The 23,884-nt window shown below is 74.3% G+C and carries 22 protein-coding genes and 2 pseudogenes; 13 read left to right on the top strand and 11 right to left on the bottom strand.

The annotated features are described in order from the left end of the window. Positions 1-92 precede the first annotated feature (92 nt). Genes ACIQIB_RS31130 through ACIQIB_RS31120 form a run of 3 tightly spaced genes read left to right on the top strand, consistent with a single transcriptional unit; the run spans position 93 to position 2,732 of the window. Positions 93-1,157: a type III polyketide synthase gene (locus tag ACIQIB_RS31130; RefSeq protein ID WP_400762102.1), complete on the top strand. Its 1,065-nt coding sequence runs from the start codon at positions 93-95 to the stop codon at positions 1,155-1,157. A gap of 7 nt (positions 1,158-1,164) precedes the next feature. Further along, positions 1,165-1,719 (top strand): isoprenylcysteine carboxyl methyltransferase family protein, encoded by a 555-nt coding sequence (locus tag ACIQIB_RS31125; RefSeq protein WP_400762100.1) that lies wholly within the window; start codon positions 1,165-1,167, stop codon positions 1,717-1,719. Beyond that, complete coding sequence (locus ACIQIB_RS31120; RefSeq protein ID WP_400762098.1) at positions 1,716-2,732, top strand: NAD(P)/FAD-dependent oxidoreductase; 1,017 nt, start codon at positions 1,716-1,718, stop codon at positions 2,730-2,732. The genes ACIQIB_RS31125 and ACIQIB_RS31120 overlap by 4 nt, the downstream gene beginning before the upstream one ends. Before the next feature lie 31 nt (positions 2,733-2,763). Here ACIQIB_RS31120 and ACIQIB_RS31115 read toward each other — a convergent pair whose 3' ends face one another. Further along, a complete protein-coding gene (locus tag ACIQIB_RS31115; protein WP_363609405.1) occupies positions 2,764-3,270 on the bottom strand; it encodes a nucleoside deaminase in 507 nt (168 codons plus the stop codon). Positions 3,271-3,515: 245 nt separating this feature from the next. Here ACIQIB_RS31115 and ACIQIB_RS31110 point away from each other — a divergent pair, with 245 nt between their 5' ends. Both ACIQIB_RS31110 and ACIQIB_RS31105 read left to right on the top strand, forming a co-directional pair. Further along, positions 3,516-3,944 (top strand): DUF6325 family protein, encoded by a 429-nt coding sequence (locus ACIQIB_RS31110; protein ID WP_400659535.1) that lies wholly within the window; start codon positions 3,516-3,518, stop codon positions 3,942-3,944. 26 nt (positions 3,945-3,970) lie between these two features. Continuing rightward, positions 3,971-4,330 carry an SHOCT domain-containing protein gene (locus ACIQIB_RS31105; RefSeq protein ID WP_400762095.1) on the top strand — a complete coding sequence of 120 codons (360 nt, stop codon included), beginning with the start codon at positions 3,971-3,973 and terminating at the stop codon, positions 4,328-4,330. Positions 4,331-4,419: 89 nt separating this feature from the next. Here ACIQIB_RS31105 and ACIQIB_RS31100 read toward each other — a convergent pair whose 3' ends face one another. The 7 genes from ACIQIB_RS31100 to ACIQIB_RS31070 form a co-directional block, all read right to left on the bottom strand. After that, positions 4,420-6,057, bottom strand: a complete 1,638-nt coding sequence (locus ACIQIB_RS31100; protein WP_363609411.1) for an alkaline phosphatase D family protein — start codon at positions 6,055-6,057, stop codon at positions 4,420-4,422. A gap of 196 nt (positions 6,058-6,253) precedes the next feature. Next, positions 6,254-7,900, bottom strand: coding sequence for an amidohydrolase (locus ACIQIB_RS31095; protein WP_363609413.1), 1,647 nt, complete (start codon positions 7,898-7,900; stop codon positions 6,254-6,256). Then, the gene (locus tag ACIQIB_RS31090) at positions 7,897-9,372 is read right to left on the bottom strand and encodes an APC family permease (RefSeq protein ID WP_400762093.1); all 1,476 of its coding nucleotides are present in this window, start codon (positions 9,370-9,372) and stop codon (positions 7,897-7,899) included. The genes ACIQIB_RS31095 and ACIQIB_RS31090 overlap by 4 nt, the downstream gene beginning before the upstream one ends. Before the next feature lie 151 nt (positions 9,373-9,523). Further along, the gene (locus ACIQIB_RS31085) at positions 9,524-10,432 is read right to left on the bottom strand and encodes an Lrp/AsnC family transcriptional regulator (protein ID WP_363609417.1); all 909 of its coding nucleotides are present in this window, start codon (positions 10,430-10,432) and stop codon (positions 9,524-9,526) included. 300 nt (positions 10,433-10,732) lie between these two features. Further along, complete coding sequence (secD, locus tag ACIQIB_RS31080) at positions 10,733-13,066, bottom strand: protein translocase subunit SecD (protein ID WP_400762091.1); 2,334 nt, start codon at positions 13,064-13,066, stop codon at positions 10,733-10,735. Between the two features lie 176 nt (positions 13,067-13,242). Further along, complete coding sequence (locus tag ACIQIB_RS31075; RefSeq protein ID WP_400762089.1) at positions 13,243-13,665, bottom strand: hypothetical protein; 423 nt, start codon at positions 13,663-13,665, stop codon at positions 13,243-13,245. Positions 13,666-13,835: 170 nt separating this feature from the next. Beyond that, positions 13,836-13,976 (bottom strand): hypothetical protein, encoded by a 141-nt coding sequence (locus ACIQIB_RS31070; RefSeq protein WP_400762088.1) that lies wholly within the window; start codon positions 13,974-13,976, stop codon positions 13,836-13,838. A gap of 3 nt (positions 13,977-13,979) precedes the next feature. Between ACIQIB_RS31070 and ACIQIB_RS31065 the strand changes: the two genes are divergently transcribed. The 4 genes and pseudogenes from ACIQIB_RS31065 to ACIQIB_RS31050 form a co-directional block, all read left to right on the top strand. Continuing rightward, the gene (locus ACIQIB_RS31065) at positions 13,980-14,315 is read left to right on the top strand and encodes a DciA family protein (protein ID WP_400762087.1); all 336 of its coding nucleotides are present in this window, start codon (positions 13,980-13,982) and stop codon (positions 14,313-14,315) included. Between the two features lie 61 nt (positions 14,316-14,376). After that, complete coding sequence (locus ACIQIB_RS31060) at positions 14,377-15,519, top strand: Fic family protein (protein WP_400762085.1); 1,143 nt, start codon at positions 14,377-14,379, stop codon at positions 15,517-15,519. Between the two features lie 244 nt (positions 15,520-15,763). Further along, positions 15,764-16,141: a hypothetical protein gene (locus ACIQIB_RS31055; RefSeq protein ID WP_400762084.1), complete on the top strand. Its 378-nt coding sequence runs from the start codon at positions 15,764-15,766 to the stop codon at positions 16,139-16,141. 10 nt (positions 16,142-16,151) lie between these two features. Then, positions 16,152-16,415 (top strand): annotated as a pseudogene (locus ACIQIB_RS31050) (transposase); the annotation flags it as partial. Between the two features lie 218 nt (positions 16,416-16,633). Here the strand turns inward: ACIQIB_RS31050 and ACIQIB_RS31045 are convergent. After that, positions 16,634-17,961 (bottom strand): annotated as a pseudogene (locus ACIQIB_RS31045) (glycoside hydrolase family 1 protein); the annotation flags it as partial. A gap of 338 nt (positions 17,962-18,299) precedes the next feature. Continuing rightward, positions 18,300-19,094, bottom strand: coding sequence for a hypothetical protein (locus ACIQIB_RS31040; RefSeq protein WP_400762083.1), 795 nt, complete (start codon positions 19,092-19,094; stop codon positions 18,300-18,302). A gap of 533 nt (positions 19,095-19,627) precedes the next feature. On the opposite strand from ACIQIB_RS31040, the gene ACIQIB_RS31035 reads away from it, so the two are divergent. After that, positions 19,628-20,098, top strand: coding sequence for a class F sortase (locus tag ACIQIB_RS31035; RefSeq protein ID WP_400762081.1), 471 nt, complete (start codon positions 19,628-19,630; stop codon positions 20,096-20,098). Between the two features lie 8 nt (positions 20,099-20,106). On the opposite strand, the gene ACIQIB_RS31030 is transcribed toward ACIQIB_RS31035, so the two are convergent. Continuing rightward, positions 20,107-21,198: a GlxA family transcriptional regulator gene (locus ACIQIB_RS31030; protein WP_400762079.1), complete on the bottom strand. Its 1,092-nt coding sequence runs from the start codon at positions 21,196-21,198 to the stop codon at positions 20,107-20,109. A 160-nt stretch (positions 21,199-21,358) separates the two neighbouring features. On the opposite strand from ACIQIB_RS31030, the gene ACIQIB_RS31025 reads away from it, so the two are divergent. From ACIQIB_RS31025 to ACIQIB_RS31015, 3 genes are read left to right on the top strand one after another with little or no spacing between them, the layout of a single operon-like run. Next, a complete protein-coding gene (locus tag ACIQIB_RS31025) occupies positions 21,359-22,177 on the top strand; it encodes a S1 family peptidase (protein ID WP_400762077.1) in 819 nt (272 codons plus the stop codon). Between the two features lie 48 nt (positions 22,178-22,225). Then, complete coding sequence (locus ACIQIB_RS31020) at positions 22,226-23,233, top strand: GlxA family transcriptional regulator (protein WP_400659223.1); 1,008 nt, start codon at positions 22,226-22,228, stop codon at positions 23,231-23,233. Next, entirely contained in the window at positions 23,230-23,781 is a 552-nt protein-coding gene (locus ACIQIB_RS31015; RefSeq protein WP_363609437.1) for a GNAT family protein, read from the top strand. The genes ACIQIB_RS31020 and ACIQIB_RS31015 overlap by 4 nt, the downstream gene beginning before the upstream one ends. Positions 23,782-23,884: the final 103 nt, after the last annotated feature.

Genomic DNA, 23,884 nt, shown 5'->3' with positions numbered 1-23,884 from the left:
TGATGCTAGATCCGGCCGGGGCCGCAGGGCCGGATCGGCGCGGCCCTCGCGGCTGAGGGCGATTTGATGCTGTTCGTCCCTATGCTGGGGCAATGACGCGAATCGCAGCCGTCCACGGGGTGTTGCCGGAGCACCGGTACGAACAGCACGAGATCACGGACGCGCTGGCGGCCATGGGGGCGGTGGGGGAGGGGCGGCGCGAACTGCTCGACCGGCTGCACGCCGCGTCCACGGTGCGCGGCCGCCGACTGGCCATGCCGCTGGAGCGCTACGCGGCCCTGAGCGGGTTCGGCGAAGCCAACGACAGCTTCATCACGGTGGCCCTCGAACTGGGCGAACGGGCCCTGGCCGAGGCGCTCGACCAGGCCGGACTGCGCCCGCGCGACGTGGACCTGCTGATCTCCACCTCGGTGACCGGCATCGCCGTCCCGTCCGTCGAAGCCAGGCTCGCCACCCGCCTCGGGCTGCGCGCGGACGTGAAACGGGTACCGGTCTTCGGGCTCGGCTGCGTGGCCGGCGCCGCCGGAATCGCCCGGCTCCACGACTACCTGGAAGGCCGGCCCGCCGACGTCGCGGTCCTGCTCTCCGTCGAACTCTGCTCCCTGACGCTGCAACGGACCGACGCCTCGGCGGCGAACCTGGTGGCCGGCGCGCTGTTCGGCGACGGCGCGGCCGCCGTGGTCGCGGTCGGCCGCGACCACCCGAGCCGCCGCCCGGACGACGGGCCCGTCGTGGTGGCGACCCGCAGCCGGCTCTACCCGGACACCGAGCGCCTGCTCGGCTGGGACATCGGGGACGGCGGCTTCCGGATCCTGCTCGGCGGCGAACTGCCCGGACTGGTCCGCCGTCACCTGGGGCCCGAGGTCCGCGCGTTCCTGGCCGACCACGACCTGAAGCTCCAGGACGTGACCGCCTGGGTCTGCCACCCCGGCGGCCCCAAGGTCCTGGACGCCCTTCGCGAGAGCCTCGATCTACCCGCCAAGGCACTGGAGTTGACCTGGCGTTCGCTCGCCGAGGTGGGCAACCTCTCCTCGGCCTCCGTGCTGCACATCCTGCGCGACACCCTCGCGCTGCGCCCCCCGCTGGCCGGCACCCCGGGCCTGCTGCTCGCCATGGGGCCCGGCTTCTGCTCCGAACTCGTCCTGATCCGCTGGTAGGCCGACGATGACCCCCTACACCGCCCTCGTGCTGCTGGTGGCCGCCGAACGCCTGGCTGAGCTCCGCACCGCACGCCGCAACACCGCCTGGAGCCGGCGGCACGGCGCCACCGAGCACGGGCGCGGCCACTACCCCGTCATGGTCCTGCTCCACACCGCCCTGCTGGCCGGCTGCCTGGCCGAGACGGCCTGGGCGGACCGGCCGTTCCTGCCCGCGCTCGGGTGGCCGGCGCTGCTGCTCGCGCTCGCGGCGCAGGCCCTGCGCTGGTGGTGCGTCGGCACCCTCGGACCACGCTGGAACACCAGGGTGCTCGTGGTCCCCGGCCTGCCCCTGGTGGCCACCGGCCCGTACCGGGTGCTGAACCACCCCAACTACCTCGCGGTCGTGGCCGAGGGCGTCGCACTGCCCCTGGTCCACACCGCCTGGCTCACCGCGGCCGGCTTCACGCTCCTCAACCTCCCCCTCCTCGCGGTCCGGCTGCGCTGCGAGAACGCCGCCCTGCGCGCGGCCCCGGCCGCCGCACCGGACCGCGCCCCGGCCCCGTCCGGTACGGCCCCGTGATCGACCTCCTGGTGGCCGGCGGCGGCCCGGCCGGACTCGCCACCGCGATCCACGCCGCCCGGGCCGGCCTGGAGGTGGTGGTCGCCGAGCCCCGCCGGACGCCGGTCGACAAGGCCTGCGGCGAGGGGCTGATGCCCGCCGGCCGGCGGGCGCTGGCCGAGCTCGGCGTCACCGTCGACGGACACGCCCTCCGGGGGATCCGCTACCTGGACGACCGTTACCAGGCCGAGGGGCTCTTCCGGGGGGACCCGGGCCTGGGCGTCCGGCGGACCGACCTGCACGCCGCGCTGGACCGCCGGGCCCGCGAACTCGGCGTGGCCGTCCTGCCGTTGCGGGTGACCGCCGTCCACCAGGGCCGCGACAGCGTCACGGCGGCCGGGATCACCGCCCGCTACCTCGCGGCCGCCGACGGCCTGCACTCACCGATCCGGCGCGGCCTGCGCCTGGAGGCCCGGTCCGGCCGGGCACCGGCCCGGTACGGGCTGCGCCGGCACTTCGCCGTACCGCCGTGGACGGACTGCGTCGAGGTGTACTGGTCGGCCCGGTCCGAGGCCTATGTCACCCCGGTCGGCCCCGGCCTGGTCGGGGTTGCCGTCCTGACCGGCGACCGCGGCCCGTTCGACGAGCAACTGGCCCGGTTCCCCCGGCTGGCCGCCCGCCTGCCGCGGGCCGCGGCGACGCCCGTCCTCGGCGCCGGACCGCTGCGCCAGCGGGTCCGCGCCCGGGTGGCCGGGCGCGTCCTGCTGGTCGGCGACGCCGCCGGCTACGTCGACGCGCTCACCGGCGAGGGCCTGTCGATCGCCCTCGGCGCGGCCGACCAACTGGTGCGCTGCGTCCGGGCCGACCGGCCGCAGGAGTACGAGTCGGCGTGGCGCCGGGTGTCCCGGCAGTACCGGCTGCTGACCGGCTCCCTGCTCTGGCTGCGTGGGCAGCCCCGGCTGGCACACCGGATCGTGCCCACCGCCGCCCGTTTCCCCGCCGCCTTCGCGGCCGCCGTCAACCGGCTCGGCTGACCGCCCCGGGAGGACCTTCCGGCCCGGGCCCTCAGCCCCAGAAGTCCCGGTGGACCTCGCGGGCACCGTCGGTGTCCACCGGGCCGACCACGGGCAGGTCCCGCTGTCCGGCGGCGAACACCCGGCGGCAGGGCAGTGCCAGGGTCGGGTTCTTCTCGTCGGCCCCGGTCATCGCGCGCAGCTCGTCCTCGCCGAGGGCGTAGACGACCCGGCCGATGCCGGACCAGTAGACGGCACCCGCGCACATCGCGCACGGCTCGGTACTCGTGTAGAGGCTGCACCGGCTCAGGAAGCCGGCGTCGTACCTCGCGGTCGACAGCCGGACCAGGTTGGTCTCGGCGTGGCCGGTGGCGTCGCGCCCGGTGACGACGGTGTTCTCCGCCTCCAGCAGCACGGCGCCGTCGGGTCCGACGAGCAGTGCGCCGAACGGGTGGTTGCCGGCCTCCCTGGCTCGGCGGGCGGCGGCCACGGCGGCCAGCAGCAGGGTCCGGTCGGCCTCGGTCGCGGCGGGGTCGGAGGGGGTTCCGGTGGCGGTCATACGGTGATCTCCTCGGTCTCGCGGGCTCAGCGGCGTCCGATGCCGGTGGACCCCACGGTAGGGCGGCACGGCCGGACACAGGGGTGGCCGGGCGCTCTCATGACGGCGCTCCGACGGGGCGGCGCCACACGGTCGGTGCGGCCGGGCGTGGGACCCTCCCGCTCCACTCGCACCCGGTTGCGCCGGGGCGCACGATGGGAGAGCACCCGCCCGCAGCCACCGGGCGCCGACACGGGAGGTCCGTCATGGACATCGGACCGGTCGAGTACGCGGTCATCGCCTTCCCGGGCAACAGGTTCCGCGGTGACATCGTCCCCGAGCTCAAGCGTCTGACCTCGGAGGGCATCGTCCGCATCATCGACCTGACCTTCATCAAGCGGGACGCGGACGGAACCGCCCGGGTGCTGGAGCTGGACGCGCTGGAGGAGGACGAGGCCGCCGCCTTCTCCGAGGTGGACGGCGAGATCCAGGGGCTGCTCAGCGAGGAGGACCTCGCCTCGGTCTGCGAGGAGATCCCGCCGGACAGCTCCGCCGCGATCATCGTCTGGGAGAACAGCTGGGCCACCCCGCTCGTCCGGGCGCTGAAGGAGGCCGGCGGCCTGCTGGTGGCCCGGGAGCAGGTCCCGCTGAGCATCGTCGAGGCCGATCTCGTCGCGATCGGCCACAAGCCCTGACCGCCCCACCCGAGGAGGAGAAGCTCATGATCGGCCGTCGTCTCTCCCGAGGCGGGCGCCCGGGGCTGATCGGCACCGCCGCCCGCACCGCCGTCGTGGCGGGCACCGCGACCGCGGTCTCCGGCCGCGTCGCCGCCCGGCACCAGCAGGCCGCCGCGCCGCCGCCCGCCGCCGCGCCGCCGCCCGCCGCCGCGCCGCCGCCCGCCGCCGCGCCGCCGCCACCCGCTGCCGCGCCGCCACCCGCTGCCGCACCTCCGCCTCCTCCGCCTCCTCCGCCGGACGACCAGGTGCTGGCCGGTCTGGAACGCCTCGCCGCGCTCCGGGCGCAGGGGATGCTCAGCGAGGAGGAGTTCGCCGCTGCCAAGCAGCGCGTCCTGGCCCCGTGACGCGCCGGCCCCGTGACGCGCCGGGCCCTCCGTGCCGGCGGTGGCACGGAGGGCCCGGCGCATGCCCGAGGGGGCGTCCGAGGGGGGTGTCAGGCCTGCTGGATGCCGGGGTGGCCGGCCTCCGAGACAAAGGAACCGGAGGTGCTGATCGTGCCGCCCGGCGTGGTGATGTGGGAGACGGTCCGGTAGTCGGCGCGCGCGTGCCGGCGGTCGAGGGTGAGCGTGGTGTAGCCGCGCCGCCCGTCGTAGAACTTCATGTGCGGGTTGGCCGCCAGGAGGGTGCTCCAGTTGGAGGGCCGCTCCTCGCCGTCCCCGTCACTGCTGATCGAGGTGCCGACGAACTCGACGCCCACCGTCCGGGACGCCGGGTCGTTGAAGTCCCGCTTGACGTCCAGGGCGTAGGCCACGTGGACGTCGCCGGTGAGGATCACCAGGTTCTTCACGCCCGCCCGCTCGACCCCGGTCAGGAGCCGCTCGCGCGCGGCCGGGTAGCCGTCCCAGGCGTCCATCGAGAGCTTGGACGTCGGGTTGGTGGTGTTCTTCCGCTGGCTGAACACCACCTGCTGCGGCAGCACGTTCCAGACCGCGCTGGAGCGGCGGAAGCCGTCCAGCAGCCACCGCTCCTGGGTGGCGCCGGTGAGCGTGCGCGCCGGGTCGGCGGACTCCGGGGTCGGGTACTGCCAGCCGTCGCCGTTGGCCTGGTCGGAGCGGTACTGGCGGGTGTCCAGGATGTCGAACTGCGCCAACTGGCCGTAGTGGACGCGGCGGTAGAGCTTCAGGTCGGTGCCGTCGGGCTTCGGCATGCGCAGCGGCATGTTCTCCCAGTAGGCCCGGTAGGCGGCGGCGCGGCGGGCCACGAACGCCTCGGGCGACTGGCCCTTCTCGGGGATGCCGGCCGCGTAGTTGTTCTCCACCTCGTGGTCGTCCCAGGTGACGTACCAGGGGAAGGCGGCGTGCGCGGCCTGGAGGTCCGGGTCGGTCTTGTAGAGGGAGTACCGGAGCCGGTAGTCCTCCAGCGTCGTGGTCTCGTGGTTGTAGAGCGCGGGCAGGGTGCGGTCGGTGTACTTCCGGTCGCCGCCGACCGCGTCGATCCCGTACTCGTAGATGTAGTCGCCGACGTGGAAGACGGCGTCCAGGTTCTCGTTCGCGAGGTGGCGGTACGCGGTGAAGTAGCCGTCCTCGTAGGCCTGGCAGGAGACCAGGCCGAGGCGGACCTCGTCGAGCTTCCGGCCCCGGGCGGGCGCGGTGCGGGTGCGCCCGGTCGGGCTGCTCCAGCTGCCGACGGTGAACCGGTACCAGTAGACCCGGTCGGCGTCGAGGTCGTCCACGTCGACGTGCACGCTGTAGTTGAACTCCGCGTGCGCCCTGGCCGTGCCGCGCCGGACGACCTTCCGGAAGCGCTCGTCCCGGGCGATCTCCCAGCCGACGCGCACCGTGCCGGTGGGCGGCAGCCCGTTGCCCGGCTCGTACGGGCGGGGGGCGAGCCTGGTCCACAGCACCACCGCGTCGGGGAGCGGGTCGCCGGAGGCCACGCCGAGGGTGAACGGGTTCTCGGTCAGCGAGCGGGGGGCCAGTTCGGCGTCGGCCGCCTGCGCGTCGGGCAGGTTGGTGGTGAACGCCAGCGCGGCGGCGGCCGAGGTGACGGTGAGGAACCGTCGGCGGCCGAGGCGGGTCGCCGCCTCCCTGAGCTGCTGGTCGGGCGACAGGTGATCGGCGGTACGGGCCATGGGTCCAGTGCCTTTCGAATCTCGACGGTGTGCGAAGGAATTCGAGTGGACGGCGCCGTACGCCAGGAGTCCGATTGCTGGCAAATGAGTGATCATCAGATGAGAGCAGTGTCCGAAACGGTCAATTGCCGCAGAGCCGGGCCGGGGCCGGGGCCGGGGCCCGGCGGCGCGCACGCGCCGCCGGGCGGAGCGGGGGTCAGCCGGCCCGGTGGACGACCTCGCCGCCGACCACGGTGAGGTCGACCCGGGCGTCCAGCAGGGCCTTCGGGTCCAGGGCGAAGAGGTCCTCCGAGAGCAGCACCAGGTCGCCCAGCTTGCCGGGGGTGAGCGAACCCAGGCGGTCGTCCAGGAAGTTGGCGTAGGCGCTGCCCAGGGTGTAGCCGCGCAGCGCGTCCGCCAGCGAGACGGTCTCGCCGGGCACCCAGGCCTCGCCGCCGGCCAGGCCCTGGCGGGTGACGGCGGTGTAGAGGCCGACCAGCGGATCCATCTCGGCGACGTTCCAGTCGCTGGAGAACGCCAGCACCGCACCGGCCTCCTGGAGGCTGCGCATCGGCCAGGCCTTGGACCAGCGCTGCTCGCCGACGGCCTCGGCCCAGTCCCGGCCGGGGCCGGCGATGTCGGGGGAGCAGTGCCGGGGCTGCATGCAGGCGACCACGCCGAGTTCGGCGAAGCGGGGCACGTCGGCCGGGTCGAGGCACTCGACGTGGACCACCTGGTGGCGGGCGTCCCGGGCCCCGTTGACCCGGCGGGCGTGCTCGACCGCGTCGAGCACGGTCCGGATGCCCCGGTCTCCGGTGGCGTGGACAAAGGTCTGGAAGCCGGCCGCGTCGAGGCCGGCCAGCACCTCGGCGAACTCCTCGGCGGGGTAGAAGGTCTCGCCGCGGTGGCTGTGGTGGCCCGCGTAGGGCTCCAGCAGGGCGGCGGTGTGCGGCTCCACCACGTCGTCGATGTAGAGCTTGAGCGGCCCGACCCGGAAGCGGTCGCCGCTGTGCCGGCGGGCCGCCGCCGCGAACCCGGCGAGCTCCGCCGGGGTGGTGCCGCGCGGGTGGAAGAGCGCGGCGACCAGGCGCGAGCGGAGCCGGCCCTCGGCGATGGCCCGCTCGAACAGGGCCAGGTCGTCGAGGGAGTTCTGCGGTTCGACGACGGTGGTCAGGCCGTACCGGGCCGCCAGGTCGAGGCTCGCGCAGAGCCGGCCGTACTGCCGGTCGGGGGCGGCCCACGGGACGCCGGCGGCGCGCAGCGCCCGGTGCCCGTCCCGGGAGAGGCCGCGGACCGCGAAGTCGGTGAGGAATCCGGTGGGTTCGCCGGTGGCCGGGTCGGTCCGCACGGTGCCGAAGGGGAGTTCACGGGTGGCCGCGGTGATGCCCAGGCGGCGCAGGGCGGCGGTGTTCAGCCAGACGGTGTGCACGTCGTAGCTGAGCACGAAGGCGGGCCGGTCACCGGTGTACGGGTCGAGGTCGGCGGCGGTGGGCATCCGCCCGCCGGGGACGGCCGAGTAGTCGAAGGCCTCGGCCTCGACCCAGTCGGCGGACGGGTTGCGGCGCAGCCAGTCGGCGATCCGGCGGCCGATCTCGGGCAGGTCGGCCGCGCCGGCCAGCTGGACGCAGGCCGCGTCGGAGCCGAGCCGGACGTGGTTGTGGCTGTCCACGAAGCCGGGCACCAGTAGCCGTCCGCGGGCGTCGACCACCTCGGTGCCGGGGCCGGCCAGCTCGCGCCAGCCGTCTCCGTCGCCGACCCAGGCGATCCGGCCGTCGCGGACGGCGACCGCCTCGGCCCGGGGGCGCCGCTCGTCGACGGTGTGGACATGGGCGTTGTGGACGATCAGTTCGGCGGGGCGGTTCACGAGTTCTCCGAAGCGGTGGTGGCGGCGGTGGTGGTGGCGGTGGCGGCAGCGGTGACAGGGACGGCGGTGGCGGGGCGGGGTGCCGGGCCGGTCCCGGCGGTCTGGTCGGCGGGCAGGCTGAGCACCCAGTGCGTCGCGCTGCGCGGGCGCAGGTAGAGGAACCAGTAGAGGACCCCGACGAGCAGCACCGCGAGGGTGATCAGCAGATCGCGTCCGGCCTGCCGGGTGAGCGTGTAGCCGAGGACGACGGTGGTGAGGACGGGGGCGGCCGGCCAGAGCGGCATCCGCCAGGCGCCGGTGGCGCGGTGGCGGCCGCGCCGGGCGGCCAGGGCGGCGATGCCGAGCAGCAGGTAGATCACCGCGACGACCACGCCGGTGAAGCCGAGCAGCGCCTCGATCGGGACGGTGAGCGCCAGCACCGCGCCCGGCAGGCCGATCGCGAGGGTGGCGACCCAGGGGGAGCCCCAGCGCGGGTGCAGGGTGCCGAGGGCGCGGTTGACCCGGTCGGGCCAGGTGCGGTCGCGGGCGGAGGCGTAGAGCACCCGGCCGTTCTGGATCACCATCACGATGACGGCGTTGAGGATGGCGGCGGCGATGCAGAGGCTGACGAAGGTGCCGACCGCGCTGCCGGCCCAGGAGTCGACGATGGCGACCAGGTCGCCCGCCGCCAGCTGGTCCGGGGAGCTCACCCCCAGGCAGATCGCGATCACCGGGAGGGTGATGACGACGACCCCGGCCAGCAGCGACCAGAGGACGGTCCGGGCGACCGAGCGGCGCGGGTCGCGGAGGTCCTCGGAGAGGTAGATGCCGGTGCCGAAGCCGTTGTAGGTGAAGATCGCCACGGTCAGCCCGGAGATCAGCAGCCCGAGGGTGAAGGGGCTGGTGCCGCCCTGCCCGTCCGGCACGACCGCGTGCACCAGGGTCGAGGCCGGCTGCTGGATGTGCGTCAGGCCGAGCACGGTGACGACGGCGGCGGCGAGGACTTCGAGGCCCAGGAAGATCCCGGTGATCAGGGCGTTGGACTTGATGTCCAGGACGCCCACCGCGACGGCGAGCGCCATCACCGCGCCGCCCGCGACCGCCGGGTCCAGCGACAGCACCGAGCCGAGGTAGTCCGCGGTGCCGAGCGCGATGATCGGCGGGATCACCAGCAGCGAGACGATCGAGATCACGAACACCAGCCAGCCGGCCAGCCGGCCGAGCACCTGCCCCACGATCGAGTACTCGCCGCCGGCGCTGGGCACCAGGGTGCCGAGCTCGGCGTAGCACAGGCCCACCCCGAGCGAGAGCACGGCGGCCACCAGCAGGCTGATGACCGCGCCGCTGCCCTGGGACTGCAGCAGCGGGGGCACGACGATGAAGAGCGACGACGCGGGCGTCACGCACGACAGGGTCAGCAGGACTCCGCCGAAGACGCCCAGCGAGCGCGGCAGCGCCGCGACCGCGGGCGGAGGGGGAGGAGAAGACGTCATCGGTGACCGGACTCTCTCGCGGGGGAAGGTGTCCGGCCATTGAAGGCGAGGCGAAAAGAACGCGTCAAGAGTTCATTTATATCGTTTCGCCTATCAGAATCTGTTGGGTGGGCGGATCATTCGCCTGGTGCTTTCCAGGAGAAGAAATCGCTTATCGGATGGGTAGATCGTAGGTGTAGGACTCCTTGACGATGTCCAGGTGCACCCAGGACTCCGAGCGGGCCACGCCCGGCAGGGCGCGCACCGCCTCCAGCCCGGCGAGCAGTGCCGAGCGGTCCGGGGCGTCCAGGCCGCACACCACGTCGAAGCGCCCGTAGCCGGTGGCCACGTAGTTCACCCCCGGCAGTCCGGCGGCCGCCTCGGCGACCGCCCGGACCGGCCCCCGCACGCCCAGGCCGACCCCGGCGGCCTCGCGCACGCCCAGCGCACGCGACTCCACCAGCCCGGTCACATGCACCGCGCCCAGCTCCAGCAGCCGCAGCACCCGCGCCCGGGTGGCCGGCTGGGAGAGCCCGATCCGCTCGGCCAGCGCGGCGAAGCTGGCCCGGCCGTCCAGCTGGAGCAGCCCGAGCAGCCGGCGGTCGGCCCCGTCCAGCGCGGGCGGCGGACCGGGCCGCCCGCCCGCGACCTCCGGCGCGTAGGCGTCCCGGACCAGCTCGGCGCAGCGGAACACCTCCAGCCGCCGCACCCCGGGTGTCGCCCGCAGCGCCGCGAACTCGCGCTCCAGGGCGGCCCCGTCGGCGACCCGGATCTCGGCGAGCACGCTCTGCGGCCCGGCCGTGCAGGAGACGAAGCTGGTCGCCCGCCGCGCGGCCGCCGCCGCCGCGACCGGTCCGCCCGGGCCCGACACGTCCAGCGACACATGGGCGACCGCCTCGATCCCGGCCACCGACGGGGGCACGATGCCGACGATCCGCACCTCGCCGCGCTGGAGCAGCCGCTGCACCCGCGCCCGCGCGGCCTCCCGCGAGATGCCGAGGAGTTCGGACAGCCGCTGGTAGCTGACCCGGCCGTCGCGCTGCAGTTCGCGCACCAGGGCGGCGTCGGTGGTGTCGAGCACGGGAAGCTCCTGAGGACGATGCGGGGAGTCCCGGCAATCTACCGCCCCGGCCGGCGGCCGCCGGGGGCGGAGCGCACCCGCCCGGTCGGGCCTCCGTATGGCGCGCGACGGCCGCCGCGTACCGGTGGGCGCTGCTCTTGGACGTCCGGACCACGGTGGCGTAGTCGGCAGGCTGTCCCCATCCCGCTACAGGCGGCCCTCGCCCACCGCGGAGGCCTCCCCCGCGCGGTGAAGGAAACCGTCCTGGAGCAGCCGCAGCACCGCTCCCCGACCGGACTCCGGGAGCGGATCGAGCGCCGCTCAGACCACCGCCCCGTTGTGGTCGCGCGCCCGCGCCGCGCCCGCCGCGTGCGGCGTCCGTGCCTCCCGGGCCTCCCGCGGCCGGTCCGGGAACCGCCCCTGGAGCAGCACGACCACCGGCATCGCGGTGAACACCGTCGACGCCGTGCCCACCACGACCCCGGCCAGCAGCGCCACCGAGAAGTCGGCGAGCGAGTCGCCGCCGAGGACCGCCAGGGCCACCAGGACGAACAGCGCCCCCATGCCGGTGTTCACCGTCCGGGGGAGGGTCTGCGCCACGGCGCGGTCCGCGAGGTCCGCCCAGCTCGCCTTCGTCCCGGTCCGGCGCAGCTCGCGCAGCCGGTCCAGGACCACCACCGTGTCGTTGACGGAGTACCCGACGATGGTGAGCAGCGCGGCGAGGAAGACGCTGTCCACCGGCTTGCCCAGCCAGGCGAAGAGGCCGAGGACGAGCAGCAGGTCCTGCGCCATCGCGATCACCGCGGCGGCCGCGAAGGTCCACCGGAAGCGGATCGTGAGGTAGAGCAGCTGGGCGGCGACCGCGAGCCCGAGCGCGGCCAGCGCGTAGCCGCGCAGCTCGCTGCCGAGGCTCGGCCCGATCAGCTCGTCGCGCTCCACGGACAGCTCGCCGGTGACGCCGGTGAGCGCCTCCCGGATGCGCTGCTGCTGGTCGTCGCCGGTCTCCTTGGTGCGGACGGACACGCCGGTGTCGCCGGTGGTCTGCACCACGGCCTGCGGGAACCCGGCGTCGACCACCGCCGTGCGGGCGGCGTCCGCGTCGACCCGCTGTGCGGCGGTGTACTGCGCGACCCGGCCGCCGGTGAACTCGACGCCGAAGTCCAGGCCGCGCCCGCCGATCCCGGCCAGGGCGAGCAGCAGCAGGCCGGCGCTGGCAACCAGCCAGCGCCGCCGGTGGCGCATCAGCCGGGGCGGCCGCCGGGTCAGCCGGGTCCGGAGCCGGCCGACGGTGGCCATGCCGGTCAGGGCGGGCCGCCGGGCGACGGCCGGCCGGCGCACCGCCCACTCGGCGAGCAGCCGGGTGATCAGCATGGCCGAGAACATCGAGGCCAGCACGCCGATCGAGAGCGTCACCCCGAAGCCCTTGACCGGGCCGGTGGCGAACACGAAGAGCAGCCCGGCGGCGAGCAGCGTCGTCACGTTGGAGTCGGCCACCGCGCTCCACGCCTTCGCGAACCCGACGCGGAGCGGGCGCCGCAGGTCGCGCTCCTTGCCGGGGCCGGCCGCCCGGGGCGCGGTGTACTCCTCCCTGGCCCGTTCGAAGACCAGCACGTTGGCGTCCACCGCCATGCCGATGGCGAGCACGAAGCCGGCCAGCCCGGGCAGGGTGAGCGTCGTGCCGAGCGCGACCACGGCGGCGTACGAGATCAGTCCGTAGAGGGCCAGCGCGACGGTGGCCAGTACCCCGAGCAGGCGGTACACCGCGATGATGAAAGCCCCGGTGCAGAGCAGGCCGATGACCGCGGCCAGGGCGCTGGCCCGGATCGCCTCGGCGCCGAGGGTGGGGCCGACGGTGCTCTGCTCGATCACCGTCACCGGGACGGGCAGCGCGCCGCCCTTCACCAGGGCCGCGAGGTCGCGGGCCTCGTCGGCCGAGAAGCCGCCGGTGATCTGCGTCGAACCGCCGGTGATCCCCTGCCCGCAGGGCACGCTCTCCTGGACGCCGGGGGCGGACAGGACGCGGTCGTCGAGCACGATGGCGACCCGGCGGGCGGGGTCGGCCGGCGCGGCGCACGCCGCCTCCCCGGTGAGCCGGGCCCAGGCGTCGCCGGCCGAGCCGCGGAAGGAGAGGTCGATGCTCCAGCCGAGGCCCGTCCGGGTGTCGAGGACGGCCGAGGCGTCCTTGACGCCGTCGCCGGTCAGCACCGGCGGGCCCAGTCGCAGGTGGCCGCCGGGGAGGCCGGGGTCGGCGAGGACCCGGGAGCCGTCCGCCGCGGGGGGCCCGGCCGGGCCGTCGGCGGTCGCGGTGACGGGATGGAAGGTGAGCTGGGCGGTGCGGCCGATGACCCCGGCGGCCTCGCGGGGGTCCTGGACGCCGGGGAGTTCGACGACGATGCGCCGCTCCCCGGCGCGGACGAGCGAGGGTTCGGCGACGCCGAGGCCGTCGACCCGGCGGCGCAGCACCTCCAGCGCCCGGTCGGTGGCGTCCGCGTCGGCGCGGACGGTGGGCGAGTTCTGGGTCTCCAGGACGATCCGGGTGCCGCCGCGCAGGTCGAGGCCGAGGCGGGGCGGGGTGGTCAGGGCGACGTAGAGCGAAACACCGACGACGGCGAGCGCGACGAGCGCGCGCCAGAACGTGGCACGGCGAGTAGGCATGGGTACTCCACGGGCGGTCCGCGGGAGCCGGGCGTCCGCGGGGGACGCCGCACCCGGGACGGGCGGACGCGAGGGGATGGCGCGTCGCCGGGAACGCTCCGGGCACGGTGGCCGGAGCCCTCCCGTCCGGGCCGCGGGCAGGCCGCGGCACCCGGGTCGGCGGGCGCGGTGGGACGTCAGCTGGACCGGGTGGAGGGGGGACCGCGGGTGTGGCGGGGGTCGTAGTGGTCGGACGGCGGCGCCCGCTCCTGGCGCGGCCCCGGGGCGTACATCCAGGCCCGGGGCCGGGGGGCGTCTGCCCGGGCGGCCGGGAGCGCGGCCGGCGGGAGCGCGGGCAGCCGGACGCCGGGCTCGGCGGCGGCCGTCCGCCGCTGGGCGACGTCGGAGTCGGGGCGGTCCGCGGTGCGCCGGACCTCCGCGCCCGCCGGGCCGAGCCGTACGGCGGCGGGGGCGGCCGGGGCGGCGACGGCGGGCGGCGCGTCGGGGGCCGGCTGCGCCGCGCCCGTCGCCGTGCCGAGGAGGACCTGGCAGACGGCCCAGGCCGCGAGGAACGCGCAGGACAGCGCGGCCGCCGCGGTCCGACGTACGCGTCGCTCCACTCCGGCCCCCTCCCCGCCCGTGCCGTCACCCGGTCCCGTCCGCAAGAAGCTCTCACTGTAGGCGACGGCGCCGCCGCGCGGGGAGGTTCGGGCGGCGGAGCGGACCGGCCGGGGCCGGAGTCACGGTCCGGCGGGGGCCGGCGCAGGTCGCGCGGCGGGCCGGACGGTGCTCAGCGGGCCGTCTCCTCGAACGCCCGCTGGAGCCGCTGGACCCCCTTGTCCACCCGGGCCGGGCTGTCCACCGCCGCGTAGCGTCTACTCCCGACCGGCGCGCACGGTGCGGTGGAGCGCGGGTCCTGGGTGCCCCGCACCCGGTGAAGGCCATCCCTGGCCCTGTGCGGACGGCGGGCCCGCCCCAGGCGGAGGCGACCTCCACGGGCGCCGACGCCGCCCTGCACTGGTTCCCGGCCGGGTTCAACGCCGACACCCGCACCCTGCGCATCACCTGCGACTCCCCGGCCTGGGCCACCAAGCTCCGCCTGGAACAGCGCCAGCTCCTGACCAAGCTCAACGCGGCGCGGCCCGACACCGTCCGCGCCCGCGAGCTCCTCGCCCGCCACCACGCCGCCGTCGCCGTCGTCCGCGGCCACACTGTCCCGCTGCGCACCGCCCGCCAGTCGCAGCCGGCCCTCACCCGCGGTGCCGCGTGACCAGGACCGCGGCTCGGCAGCCTGGAATGATTGAATGATAGGAGCTGGGTATCATTGATTCATGCTGTATCAGACGCCCCGCCTCGAGTCCGTCGACCATCAGGTCCTGGAGCAGATCAACTCCATGCGCGACCAGCTGCGGTACGCGGTTCAGCAGGCCCCCATGAAATGGACCCTCGACCTGCGCAAGGCCCTCACGGCCAGTGCCATCGCGGCCTCGAACACCATCGAGGGCTATCAGGTCGACGCGAGGGATGTCGCCGACCTGATGGATGGCGAGCGCGAGGTCGAGGCCAGCGACGAGAACAAGACGGAGACCCTGGCCTACCAGCAGGCCATGACCTACATCCAGTCCCTCAACGATGCTGCTGACTTCCGCTACAGCAAGGAACTGCTCAACGCCCTGCACTGGATGCTCCAGGGCCACCACCACCCGCTCAAGACCGCCGGGCAGTGGCGCAGGACGGCCATTCGGATCACGGCCCCCGGCGACGACCTGGCCACGGACTACGAGGGACCGGACCACGAGCTGCTGCCCGGTCTGATGAGTGAGCTTGTCGACTGGCTCAACGATGACGACCTCGAAAGCCACGTCCTCGTGCGGGCCGCGATGGCGCACCTCAACCTGGTGAAGATCCACCCCTGGTCGGACGGCAACGGCCGGATGTCCCGCTCTCTGCAAACCCTCCTGATCGCCCGGGGTGGAGTCCTCGCCGCCGAGTTCTCCTCGATCGAGGAGTGGCTGGGGATGCCCGGCAACACCTGGGACTACTACAAGGTGCTGCGCGAGGTCGGCGGTCCGGTCTGGTCACCCCAGCGGGACGCACTGCCGTGGATCAAGTTCAATCTCCTCGCCTACCACCAGCAGACGCAGCGGGTCCAGCGCCGCGTCGACCGGTCCAATGACTGCTGGACACAGCTCATCGAGGTAGCCGGCAGCTACGGGATCACCGAGCGCCAGACGACCGCTCTGCACGAAGTGGCGATGGTGGGGCGGGTGCGCCGCTCGCGCTACGAGAAAGCCGAAGCGATCAACACCCAACAGGCGACGAGGGACCTGCAGGCCCTGACCAAGGCGGAACTTCTGACAGCGGTCGGGCAGACGAAGGGCCGTCACTACGTTGCCGGGCCCCGCTTTCCGCGGAAGGTCCTGGAAACCGCGCAACGGCACCACACCATCGTCAACCCGTATACCGCCGTATAGCAGGCGGTTCGCGATTGGTACGGAGGCCGGCCACCGGCTTGCTGGAGATCAACCCGAGCGTTCGTCTGCCGGTCCACGCCCCCGCCGGCACTCTGTTCCGTCGGCTTCACCAGTGCTTTGGTGGGACTTGCGCCGTTTCCCCGGTGCCCGGCACGGCGTGGTGGCACGATGAAACAGCCATGGTCAGGCCCGAGTTTGGGGGTTGTCGTTTCCGGGTGACAAGCGGCGGATTCAGACGGCGGTGTTGGGCAGCGCGGCATCGGAGGTGCCGCTGATCCTGCCGTTGGAGGCGATCGAGCTGGATGCCTTCCGCCAGGAGCACAGCGAGGACACCTTCTGGTGCGGGTCGCTGCTCGGCGGCCGCGGCGACCAGCTGACGACGAAGCTCTACACCGACCGGGTCTGCCACTTCGCGCACTTCCCCGACCCGACCGGCCAGCACGTGTGCGAGCGCCGTGCCCGGGACGTGGCCAGCGCCGACCACCTCTACGTCAAGTCCGCAGCCATCGCCTGGCTCCTCGACCAGGACCACCAGGGCGCCGTCCACCTGCGCGAGCCGCTCGGCTCCGTCGTCGACATCGCCCGGGAACACGGAACCCGCGGGCTGCGCCTGATCAGGTAGATCATGTCGCGTGACGCGAGTGCAACTGACGGATGAGGAATGGGAGTTCATCGAGCCGTACCTGCCGATCGGCGAGTACGGCCCGTACCCGGAGCGACTGCGGCAGCAGTTCGGGGGCGTGATCTGGCGGTTCAGGACCGGAGGGCAGTGGCGGGAGATGCCGGCGGAGTTCGGCGCGTGGTCAACCGTCTCCGATCGCTTCCGGCAATGGCGTGACGCGGGCGTCTTCGAAGCCCTGCTGGAGGGCGCGATCGCGGAGGCCGAGGCGGGGCGAGCGCCTGATCAACAAGTTGAAGGCCTGGCGGGGCATCGCCACCCGCTACGACAGGACGTCCGCCGGCTACCTCGCCGGCCTCCACCTTCGCGGCGCGATGATCTGGATCCAAAGACCTCAACAGGATCACCCCTTGATCGCGACCAAATACGCTCCATGGGCGGGCGGTAACTCAGGGTTAAGGCCTCGCTATGATGACAGCCTGTTCGACGGGCCTGGGCCCACTCGAAGTTGTCCAGCAGGGACCACAGGTAGTAGCCGCGGACATCGGCGCCCGCGGCGAGGGCCCGGGAGACCGCGCCCAGGTGCTGGGTCGAGGTAGCGGATGCGCCGGGGGTCGTCGACCGAGCCGTCGGGGGCGACGGTGTCCTCGAAGGCCGCCCCGTTCTCGGTGACCAGCAGGGGCAGGCCGTGGCGTCGGTGCAGGGAGACCGGCGAGTCGGACAGTCCGGTGGCGTCGATGGGCCAGCCCATCGCGGTGACGTCGTCGTTGGCGCGGTGGAAGCCGACGCCCTCGCAGCCGGGCCAGGGGCTGTGCGGGCCGTCGCCGTGGCCGTCCCCGCGGGGGCGCCGCACGCCCGGGACGGCGGCGGACACCACCGTCGGCGTGTAGTAGTTGAGGCCGAGCAGGTCGACCGGCTGGGCGATGTCGGCGAGGTCCCCGGCGCGGACGAGGGCGGCCCAGTCGACCAGGTGGCCGGTGTCGGCCAGCAGGTCGTCGGGGTACCCGCCGTCGAGCATCGGCCCGGTGAAGACCCGGTTGCCGACGGCGTCGACCCGGCGGGCCGCCTCCGTGTCGTCGGAGCCGGCGGTGAGCGGGCGGACGGCGTGCAGGTTGAGCGAGACGGCGACCTCCGCGGTGGCCGGCAGCGCCGCGCGCAGGGCCCGCACCGCCCGGCCGTGGCCCAGGTTGAGGTGGTGCGCGGCGCGGCGCGGCGCGGCGCGGAGGGCGTCGGTGCGTCCGGGGGCGTGGGCCCCCGATCCGTAGCCGAGGAAGGCGCTGCACCAGGGTTCGTTGAGGGTGATCCAGGTGGGGACCCGGTCGCCGAGCGCCCCGGCGGCCAGGGCGGCGTAGTCGGCGAAGTGGTTCGCCGTGTCCCGGTCGGGCCAGCCGCCGGCGTCCTCCAGCTCCTGGGGGAGGTCCCAGTGGTACAGCGTGGCGGCCGGAGTGATGCCGTGCTCCAGGAGCTCGTCGGTCAGCGCCCGGTAGGAGTCGAGGCCCCGGGGGTTCGCCGGGCCGCGGCCGGTGGGCTGGACACGGGGCCAGGAGAGGGAGAACCGGTAGGAGGTGAGGCCGAGGCGGGCCATCAGCCGGACGTCCTCGCGGAAGCGGTGGAAGTGGTCGACGGCGGTGTCGCCGTTCGCGGTCCGTCCGGGGGGGGGCTGAAGGCGTCCCAGATGGAGGGGTACGGCCGGCCTCGGCGACCGCGCCCTCGATCTGGTAGGCGGCGGTGGCGGCGCCCCAGCGGAAACCCCGGGGGAACGCGGCAGCGGGGTGGCCGGGGGAGGCGGCGGCGAGGACGGCCCGGGGTGCGGTGTCGGTCACGGTCGGGTGCTCCTCGGTGGGCTCGGTCACCTGAAGAGGTGAGGTGATGCCGGCTTCGACGGCGCCGGTGGTGATGCCGCCGACACCATGCATGCCCAGGACGGCGCGGGCCAGCAGCGGAAGAGCACCGATGCGGGGGCCGAGAACGCGTCCGCACCGGGCCGCCGCCACCCGAATGCCCCCCTCCCGGCCCCGCGCTTTACCACGTCCGGGCCCGCGAGCCGGGCGCGGCACGCGGGATCTGTCACCTGGACGGCAGATCCCCGCGGTCCTACCGGGTGCACCCCAGTGGCGGTCACCGCGTTATCGACTGACGGTGAATAAGCATTCACTGCGAGCTAGCGAACTGGCGCCCGGTCGGTTCCGCGCGGTGGCACTGAAAGGAACACACGCTCATGCGTTCTGTACGCACCGTTGTTATCGGCGCGGCGCTCGCCGCGTCCTTCATCCTGGCCGCGCCCGGCGCCGCGTTCGCCGATGACGGCCACCGGTCCGACGGCAGGGGCAATTTTTCCTCCGAGAAGGGCGGCGGCCGTGGCGAGGAGGGCCGCGGCGAGGGCCGTGGTGACGAGGGCCGTGGCGGTGAGGGCCGTGGTGACGAAGGTCGCGGCGGTGAGGGCCGTGGTGACGAGGGCCGCGGCGAGGGCCGTGGTGACGAGGGCCGTGGCGGTGAGGGCCGTGGTGACGAGGGCCGTGGCGGTGAGGGCCGTGGTGACGAGGGTCGCGGCGGTGAGGGCCGTGGTGACGAGGGTCGCGGCGGTGAGGGCCGTGGCGAGGGCGGTCGTCACGAGGGCGGTCGGGGCGGTGAGGGCCGTGGTGAGGGTGGCCGTCACGAGGGCCGGGGCGAGGGCGGTCGTCACGAGGGTGGCCGTCACGAGGGTGGCCGTGGGGGCGAGCGCGGTGAGCGTCCCCGTGGCGGGGTTCACGCGGGTGGCGGGTTCATGGCTTCCTTCGTGACCGCGGACCAGGGCCGGGAGGAGGGCCGTGGTGACGAGAAGGGCCGGGGCGAGGAAGGTCGCGGCGAGGGTGGCCGTGGCGAGGGCGGCCGCGGTGAGAGTGGCCGTGGTGAGGGCGGCCGCGGCGAGGAGGGCCGGGGCGGCGAGCGCGGTGAGCGTCCGCACGGCGGTGTCCACGCGGGTGGCGGCTTCCTCGCCTCGCCCGGTTCCGACCTGCTGGGCGGCACCGCCCTGCTGCTGGGCGGAGCCGGCTTCAGCGCGTTCGCCCTGCGTCGTCGCGCGGCGAACCGCAGCGCGATCTGACCTGACCCCGCTCGGCGCTGCCGGTGCGGTCACCGTCCGCAGCGGCGACCGCACCGGCAGGCGCCGGGCCTCCGTACGATGACCGGCTTCCATGGAAGGGCATACACCCCATGAGGTCCCGTTCCGCACCACCGGACGCCAACCCCTGCCGGCGGGCACCCCGGAGCTTCGGCAGACGCTGGCTCCTCGGTCCTGGCATCGGAATGTTCGCTCTCGGCCTCTCCATGATCTATGGGGCCAACGACATCTCCCCCCGCGCCGCGTCCCTACCACCGGCCCCGGCCCCGGCCGTCGTCTCGTCGCTGGCGGTCACCACCGCTCCGGCACCGGAACCCAGCCCCCCGGCGGCCTCTTCTCCGGTCTCTTCCCCGGTGGTCTCTTCCCCGGAGGTCTCTCCTGGGGAGACCGTGACGGCGCTGCCGTACTCGCCGCCGACCCGCCTCAGCATCCCCGCCATCGGCGTGGACGCACCGTTCGGTGAACTCACCCTGGACGCCTCGGGTGCGCTCACCGCCCCGCCGCCGGAGGAGGAGAACCTTGTCGGCTGGTACCGCGACGGTGCCGCGCCGGGCGAGAACGGCACCGCCGTGGTCGTCGGCCACGTCGACACCACGACCGGACCGGCGGTGTTCCTGCTGCTCCGCAAGCTCGCACCGGGAAGCACCGTCGACGTCACCCGCGCGGACGGCGTGGTCGCGACGTTCTCCGTCGACGCCGTCCGTCGCTACTCCAAGGACCAGTTTCCCGACCAGGACGTGTACGGGGACAGCCCTGACGCCCAGCTGCGGCTGATCACCTGCGGGGGGACCTACGACAAGGCCCGCAACGACTACACGGACAACGTGGTCGCCTTCGCGCACCTCGTCTCCTCCAAGTAGCGGCCCTGCTACCGGGCCCCGTCGGCGATGGAGTCACGGACGGACCGTGACGTCGCCGTCGGGGCCGTCGGGGTGTCCTGGACCGGTTGCCGGCCGTCCGCCCAGGTCAGAGTGGAGACCAGGGACCGGAACGCGGTGCGGTAGGTGCGGGGGCTGGTGCCCGTGTGGTGCTGGAAGTGGTGGCGAAGGTTGGCGGGGGTGCCCAGCCCGGTGCGGGCGGCGATGCGCTCCACCGGCTCGTCTCCGCGTTCCAGCAGACGCTGCGCCAGCTGGATGCGGGCGCGCAGGAGGTACTGGAGCGGGGTGAGCCCGGTCTCGGCCCGGAACCGCCGGGTCAGGCCGCGGACGGTGAGTCCCGCGTGGTCGGCGATGTCGTTCAGGGTCAGCGGGCGGTCGAGGTGGGCCTCCATCCACCGGGTGGTGGGCCCGAGGCCGCTTCCGGGCCGGGTGACCGCGTGGTACGCCGCGTCCGCCCGGGCGGCAGGGACCGCGGCTTCCCCGGCGTCGGCGGGGCCGGCGGGCAGGTGGAGCTGCAGGAAGATCTGCCGCTCGGTCTCGACGGCGACCGGGTTGCCGTGATCCAGGGTGATCAGCCGCAGGCAGAGATCGAGACCGCCGAGCACCCCCGCCGCGCTGTAGTACGGATCCGCGTCCACGACCGAACCCTCCGGGTCGACCTCGACCAGGGGGTGGCGCCGCGCCAGCTCGGCGGCGTGCCGGCGGCTGGTGGTGGCCCGTCGGCCGTCCAGGAGACCGGTGGCGGCGAGGGTGAACGTCCCGGTGCCGATCGCGCCGATCCGGCTGCCCCGGTCCGCGGCGGCCCGCAGCGCGTCGACGACCTCGGCGGGCGGTTCGTCGCGGAACCCGTCGTGCCCGGGCAGCAGGACGGTGTCGGCGCCCTCCAGCCCCTCCAGGCCCCAGGGTGTGTCGATCCGGAACGGGGCCGGGGAGCCGGTCGCCCGAAGGCCGGGGGCGGTGCAGTACCGCAGCTCGTAGGCGACGTGGGGGTGGTGGCGCACGGCGGTGCCGAAGGAGAGCCCCGGACCGGTGAGCTGATGGCCCGGCACGCCGTCGAGCGCGAGGACAGCGATCACTGACATGTCCAGAATTTAGCCGAGGGTGACATCGGGACCGCTTTTTCCGGCCGGGCCGGCTGCGGAGGATGGGTCGTACGCGGATCCGGAGCGAGGGGACGCCCGGCAGCCGGCTTCGTCCTTTCCGTTTCAGGTATTTCCGTTTCATCCGAACGAAGGGTTTTCCGTGTTCAAGCCCAGCTCTCTGCCGCGCCGTGCCGCGCGCGTCGTCGCCGTCGCCCTGGCCGCCGGGACGGTGTGCGCCACCGCCATGACCGGCAGCGCCGGAGCCATCGTCAAGGGTCAGGACTCCACCGAGCGTTACCCGTTCATGGTGTCGATCCCGCTGAGCGCCCCGGACATCCACGTGTACGACGCCCCGTGCGGCGGAACGCTGATCGACCCGCAGTGGGTGCTGACGGCGGCCCACTGCGTCGACCCCGATCTGGTGAAGCTGGACGGGACCGTCCGCGTCGGCTCCGCGCAGCGCAAGTCCGGGGGCACCGTCCGCGCCATCGACCGGACGGTGATCCACCCCGGCTACCGGCTGGGCAGCCCCAACCAGAACGACCTCGCGCTCGTCCGGCTGGCCCGCCCGGTCGCGGAGAAGCCGATCAGGATCGCCGGGGAGCCGGGGCGGCCCGGCACCCCTACCCGGCTGCTCGGGTTCGGCACCGTCCTCGACACGACCGATCTCACGAAGGCGGAGTTCCCGGACCGGCTCCAGGAGCTGGACACCCGCAGGGGAGCCGACGACGAGTGCTCTCCCGGGCGTGCGGGAGCGACCAGGCTCTGCACGGTCAGCCGGACGCCGGGCAGCATGGCCTGCTTCGGGGACTCCGGCGGCCCGCAGATCCAGCAGGGCAGGGGCGGCCGCTGGGAGCTGATCGGGACCACCTCGGGTGACGGGGACACCGACCCGGCCTGCTCCACCGGCCCCGGCCTCTACACCAACGTTCCCGCCTATGCGAGCTGGATCTGGAAGACGGTCCACCAGCACGGCTGACGCGGGCCGGAATGTGGTCCGGGCCCGGCTCTCGGTTAGGTTCCAGGCATGTCGGTGATCGCCGTTCTCGTACTCGACGGGGTGCCCGGACACCACCTCACCACCCCGGGGCTGGTGTTCGGCGCGGCGGCCCGCGACCGCCCGGGCGTCGCCTACGAGGTGCGGCTCTGCGCCGGTCCCGGGTTCACCGGGGTGGGGCTGCCGGCCCCGCTGCGGATCACCGTTCCCTGGGGGCTGGAGGGTCTCGCCGACGCGGACATCGTGCTGGTGCCCGGTCACGACGGCTACCACGGCGAGCCCGCGGCGGCGGTGCTCACCGCACTGCGGGCCGCCGCCGCGCGGGGGAGCCGGATCGGGGCGGTGGGGACGGGTGTGTTCACCCTGGCGGCCACCGGCCTGCTCGACGCCCGGCGTGCCACCACCGGCTGGCGCCACACCGGGGAACTGGCCCGGCGCCACCCCCGGATCGAGGTCGACCCGGTCGGTTCGGCCGTGGCCGACGGCCCCTTCCTGACCTCGGCCGGGATCTTCGGCGGCATGGACGTCTGCCTGCGCCTGCTGGCCCAGGACCACGGGGAGCGGACCGCCGGTGAGACGTCCCGGGAACTCCTCACCCCACTGCTGTCGTACGCGGACCGTGTCCAGGAGGACATCGACCGGGAGATCGCGGACAGCGTCGGCATCGAGCCGACCCTGCGGTGGCTGGAGACCCGTCTGCACCTCCCGCTGACCCCCGCGGACATCGCCGCGCACGCCGGGATCAGCGTCAGCAGCCTCGTCCGCCGCTTCCGCGCGCACGCCGGCGTCAGCCCGCCGCAGTACCTGCTGCGACGGCGGCTGGAGCGGGCGTGTGAGCTGCTGGAGGGCACCGACGAACCGGTGGAGCGGGTGGCGGCCCTCGCCGGGTTCACGTCCCCGGCGAGCCTGCGGCAGCACTTCTCCCGGCTGACGGGCACCACGCCCCGGTCCTACCGCTCCCGGCGCAGGGCGGCCCGCGCGGCGGCGGACGGTCCGGTCGGGGCCGGGCCGGGGCCGGATGTGAGGATCGGGGGATGAACCACATCATCAGGGCCGTGCGGCACGAGGACTGGAGCAGGGTCAAGGCGATCAGGCTGGAAGCACTGCGGGACCCGCTCGCGCATCTCGCCTTCCTCGAAACCCACGAGCAGGCCGCGGCGAAGCCCGACGCCTTCTGGCAGGAGCGCGCCGCCGGAGCCGCCGAGGGGAGGACGGCCCGGCAGTTCGTCGCCGAGTCGGCGGACGGGCGCTGGCTCGGCACGGTTTCGGTGCTCGTCGAGCGGGCGGGCGTCGAGACGTTCTTCGACGATGTCCCGGAGCAGGCGCAGACCCACTTCGTGGGGGTGTTCGTCCAGCCGGAGGCGCGCGGTACCGGCCTCGCGGAGGAGCTTTTCCGGGCCGCGCTCGCGTGGTCGTGGTCACTCCCCGAGCCACGGATCGAACGCGTCCGGCTCTTCGTGCACGAGGACAACCCCCGCGCGGAGGCGCTGTACGCCAAGGTCGGTTTCCGGCGCACGGGCTTCTCGGTGCCCGCCGCCGCGGACCCGGCGCGCCGGGACAACGAGCTCGTCCTGCTTCGCGGTTGAGAAAAGCGGCTTGCCTGGTCCCGGGCGGGGCGGGCGCGGTCGTCCTTCGGTGACCGCGCCCGCTCGCGCCTGGCGGCGGCGCACCGGTAGGAGACGGAGGGGG

Origin of the sequence: Kitasatospora sp. NPDC092286, from assembly GCF_044755565.1 — a bacterium.
Taxonomy (GTDB): Bacteria; Actinomycetota; Actinomycetes; order Streptomycetales; family Streptomycetaceae; genus Kitasatospora.
Note: the sequence above shows the minus strand (reverse complement) of the source record. Positions and strands in the feature narration are given on the sequence as shown.

Bases quoted from the DNA above. Each gene is read 5' to 3' on its own strand.
- secD (WP_400762091.1), bottom strand. From the start codon at position 13,066: ATGCCTACTCGCCGTGCCACGTTCTGGCGCGCGCTCGTCGCGCTCGCC.
- ACIQIB_RS31090 (WP_400762093.1), bottom strand. From the start codon at position 9,372: ATGACGTCTTCTCCTCCCCCTCCGCCCGCGGTCGCGGCGCTGCCGCGC.
- ACIQIB_RS31030 (WP_400762079.1), bottom strand. From the start codon at position 21,198: ATGTCAGTGATCGCTGTCCTCGCGCTCGACGGCGTGCCGGGCCATCAG.
- ACIQIB_RS31130 (WP_400762102.1), top strand. From the start codon at position 93: ATGACGCGAATCGCAGCCGTCCACGGGGTGTTGCCGGAGCACCGGTAC.
- ACIQIB_RS31125 (WP_400762100.1), top strand. From the start codon at position 1,165: ATGACCCCCTACACCGCCCTCGTGCTGCTGGTGGCCGCCGAACGCCTG.
- ACIQIB_RS31020 (WP_400659223.1), top strand. From the start codon at position 22,226: ATGTCGGTGATCGCCGTTCTCGTACTCGACGGGGTGCCCGGACACCAC.
- ACIQIB_RS31115 (WP_363609405.1), bottom strand. From the start codon at position 3,270: ATGACCGCCACCGGAACCCCCTCCGACCCCGCCGCGACCGAGGCCGAC.
- ACIQIB_RS31105 (WP_400762095.1), top strand. From the start codon at position 3,971: ATGATCGGCCGTCGTCTCTCCCGAGGCGGGCGCCCGGGGCTGATCGGC.
- ACIQIB_RS31100 (WP_363609411.1), bottom strand. From the start codon at position 6,057: ATGGCCCGTACCGCCGATCACCTGTCGCCCGACCAGCAGCTCAGGGAG.
- ACIQIB_RS31060 (WP_400762085.1), top strand. From the start codon at position 14,377: ATGCTGTATCAGACGCCCCGCCTCGAGTCCGTCGACCATCAGGTCCTG.
- ACIQIB_RS31110 (WP_400659535.1), top strand. From the start codon at position 3,516: ATGGACATCGGACCGGTCGAGTACGCGGTCATCGCCTTCCCGGGCAAC.
- ACIQIB_RS31015 (WP_363609437.1), top strand. From the start codon at position 23,230: ATGAACCACATCATCAGGGCCGTGCGGCACGAGGACTGGAGCAGGGTC.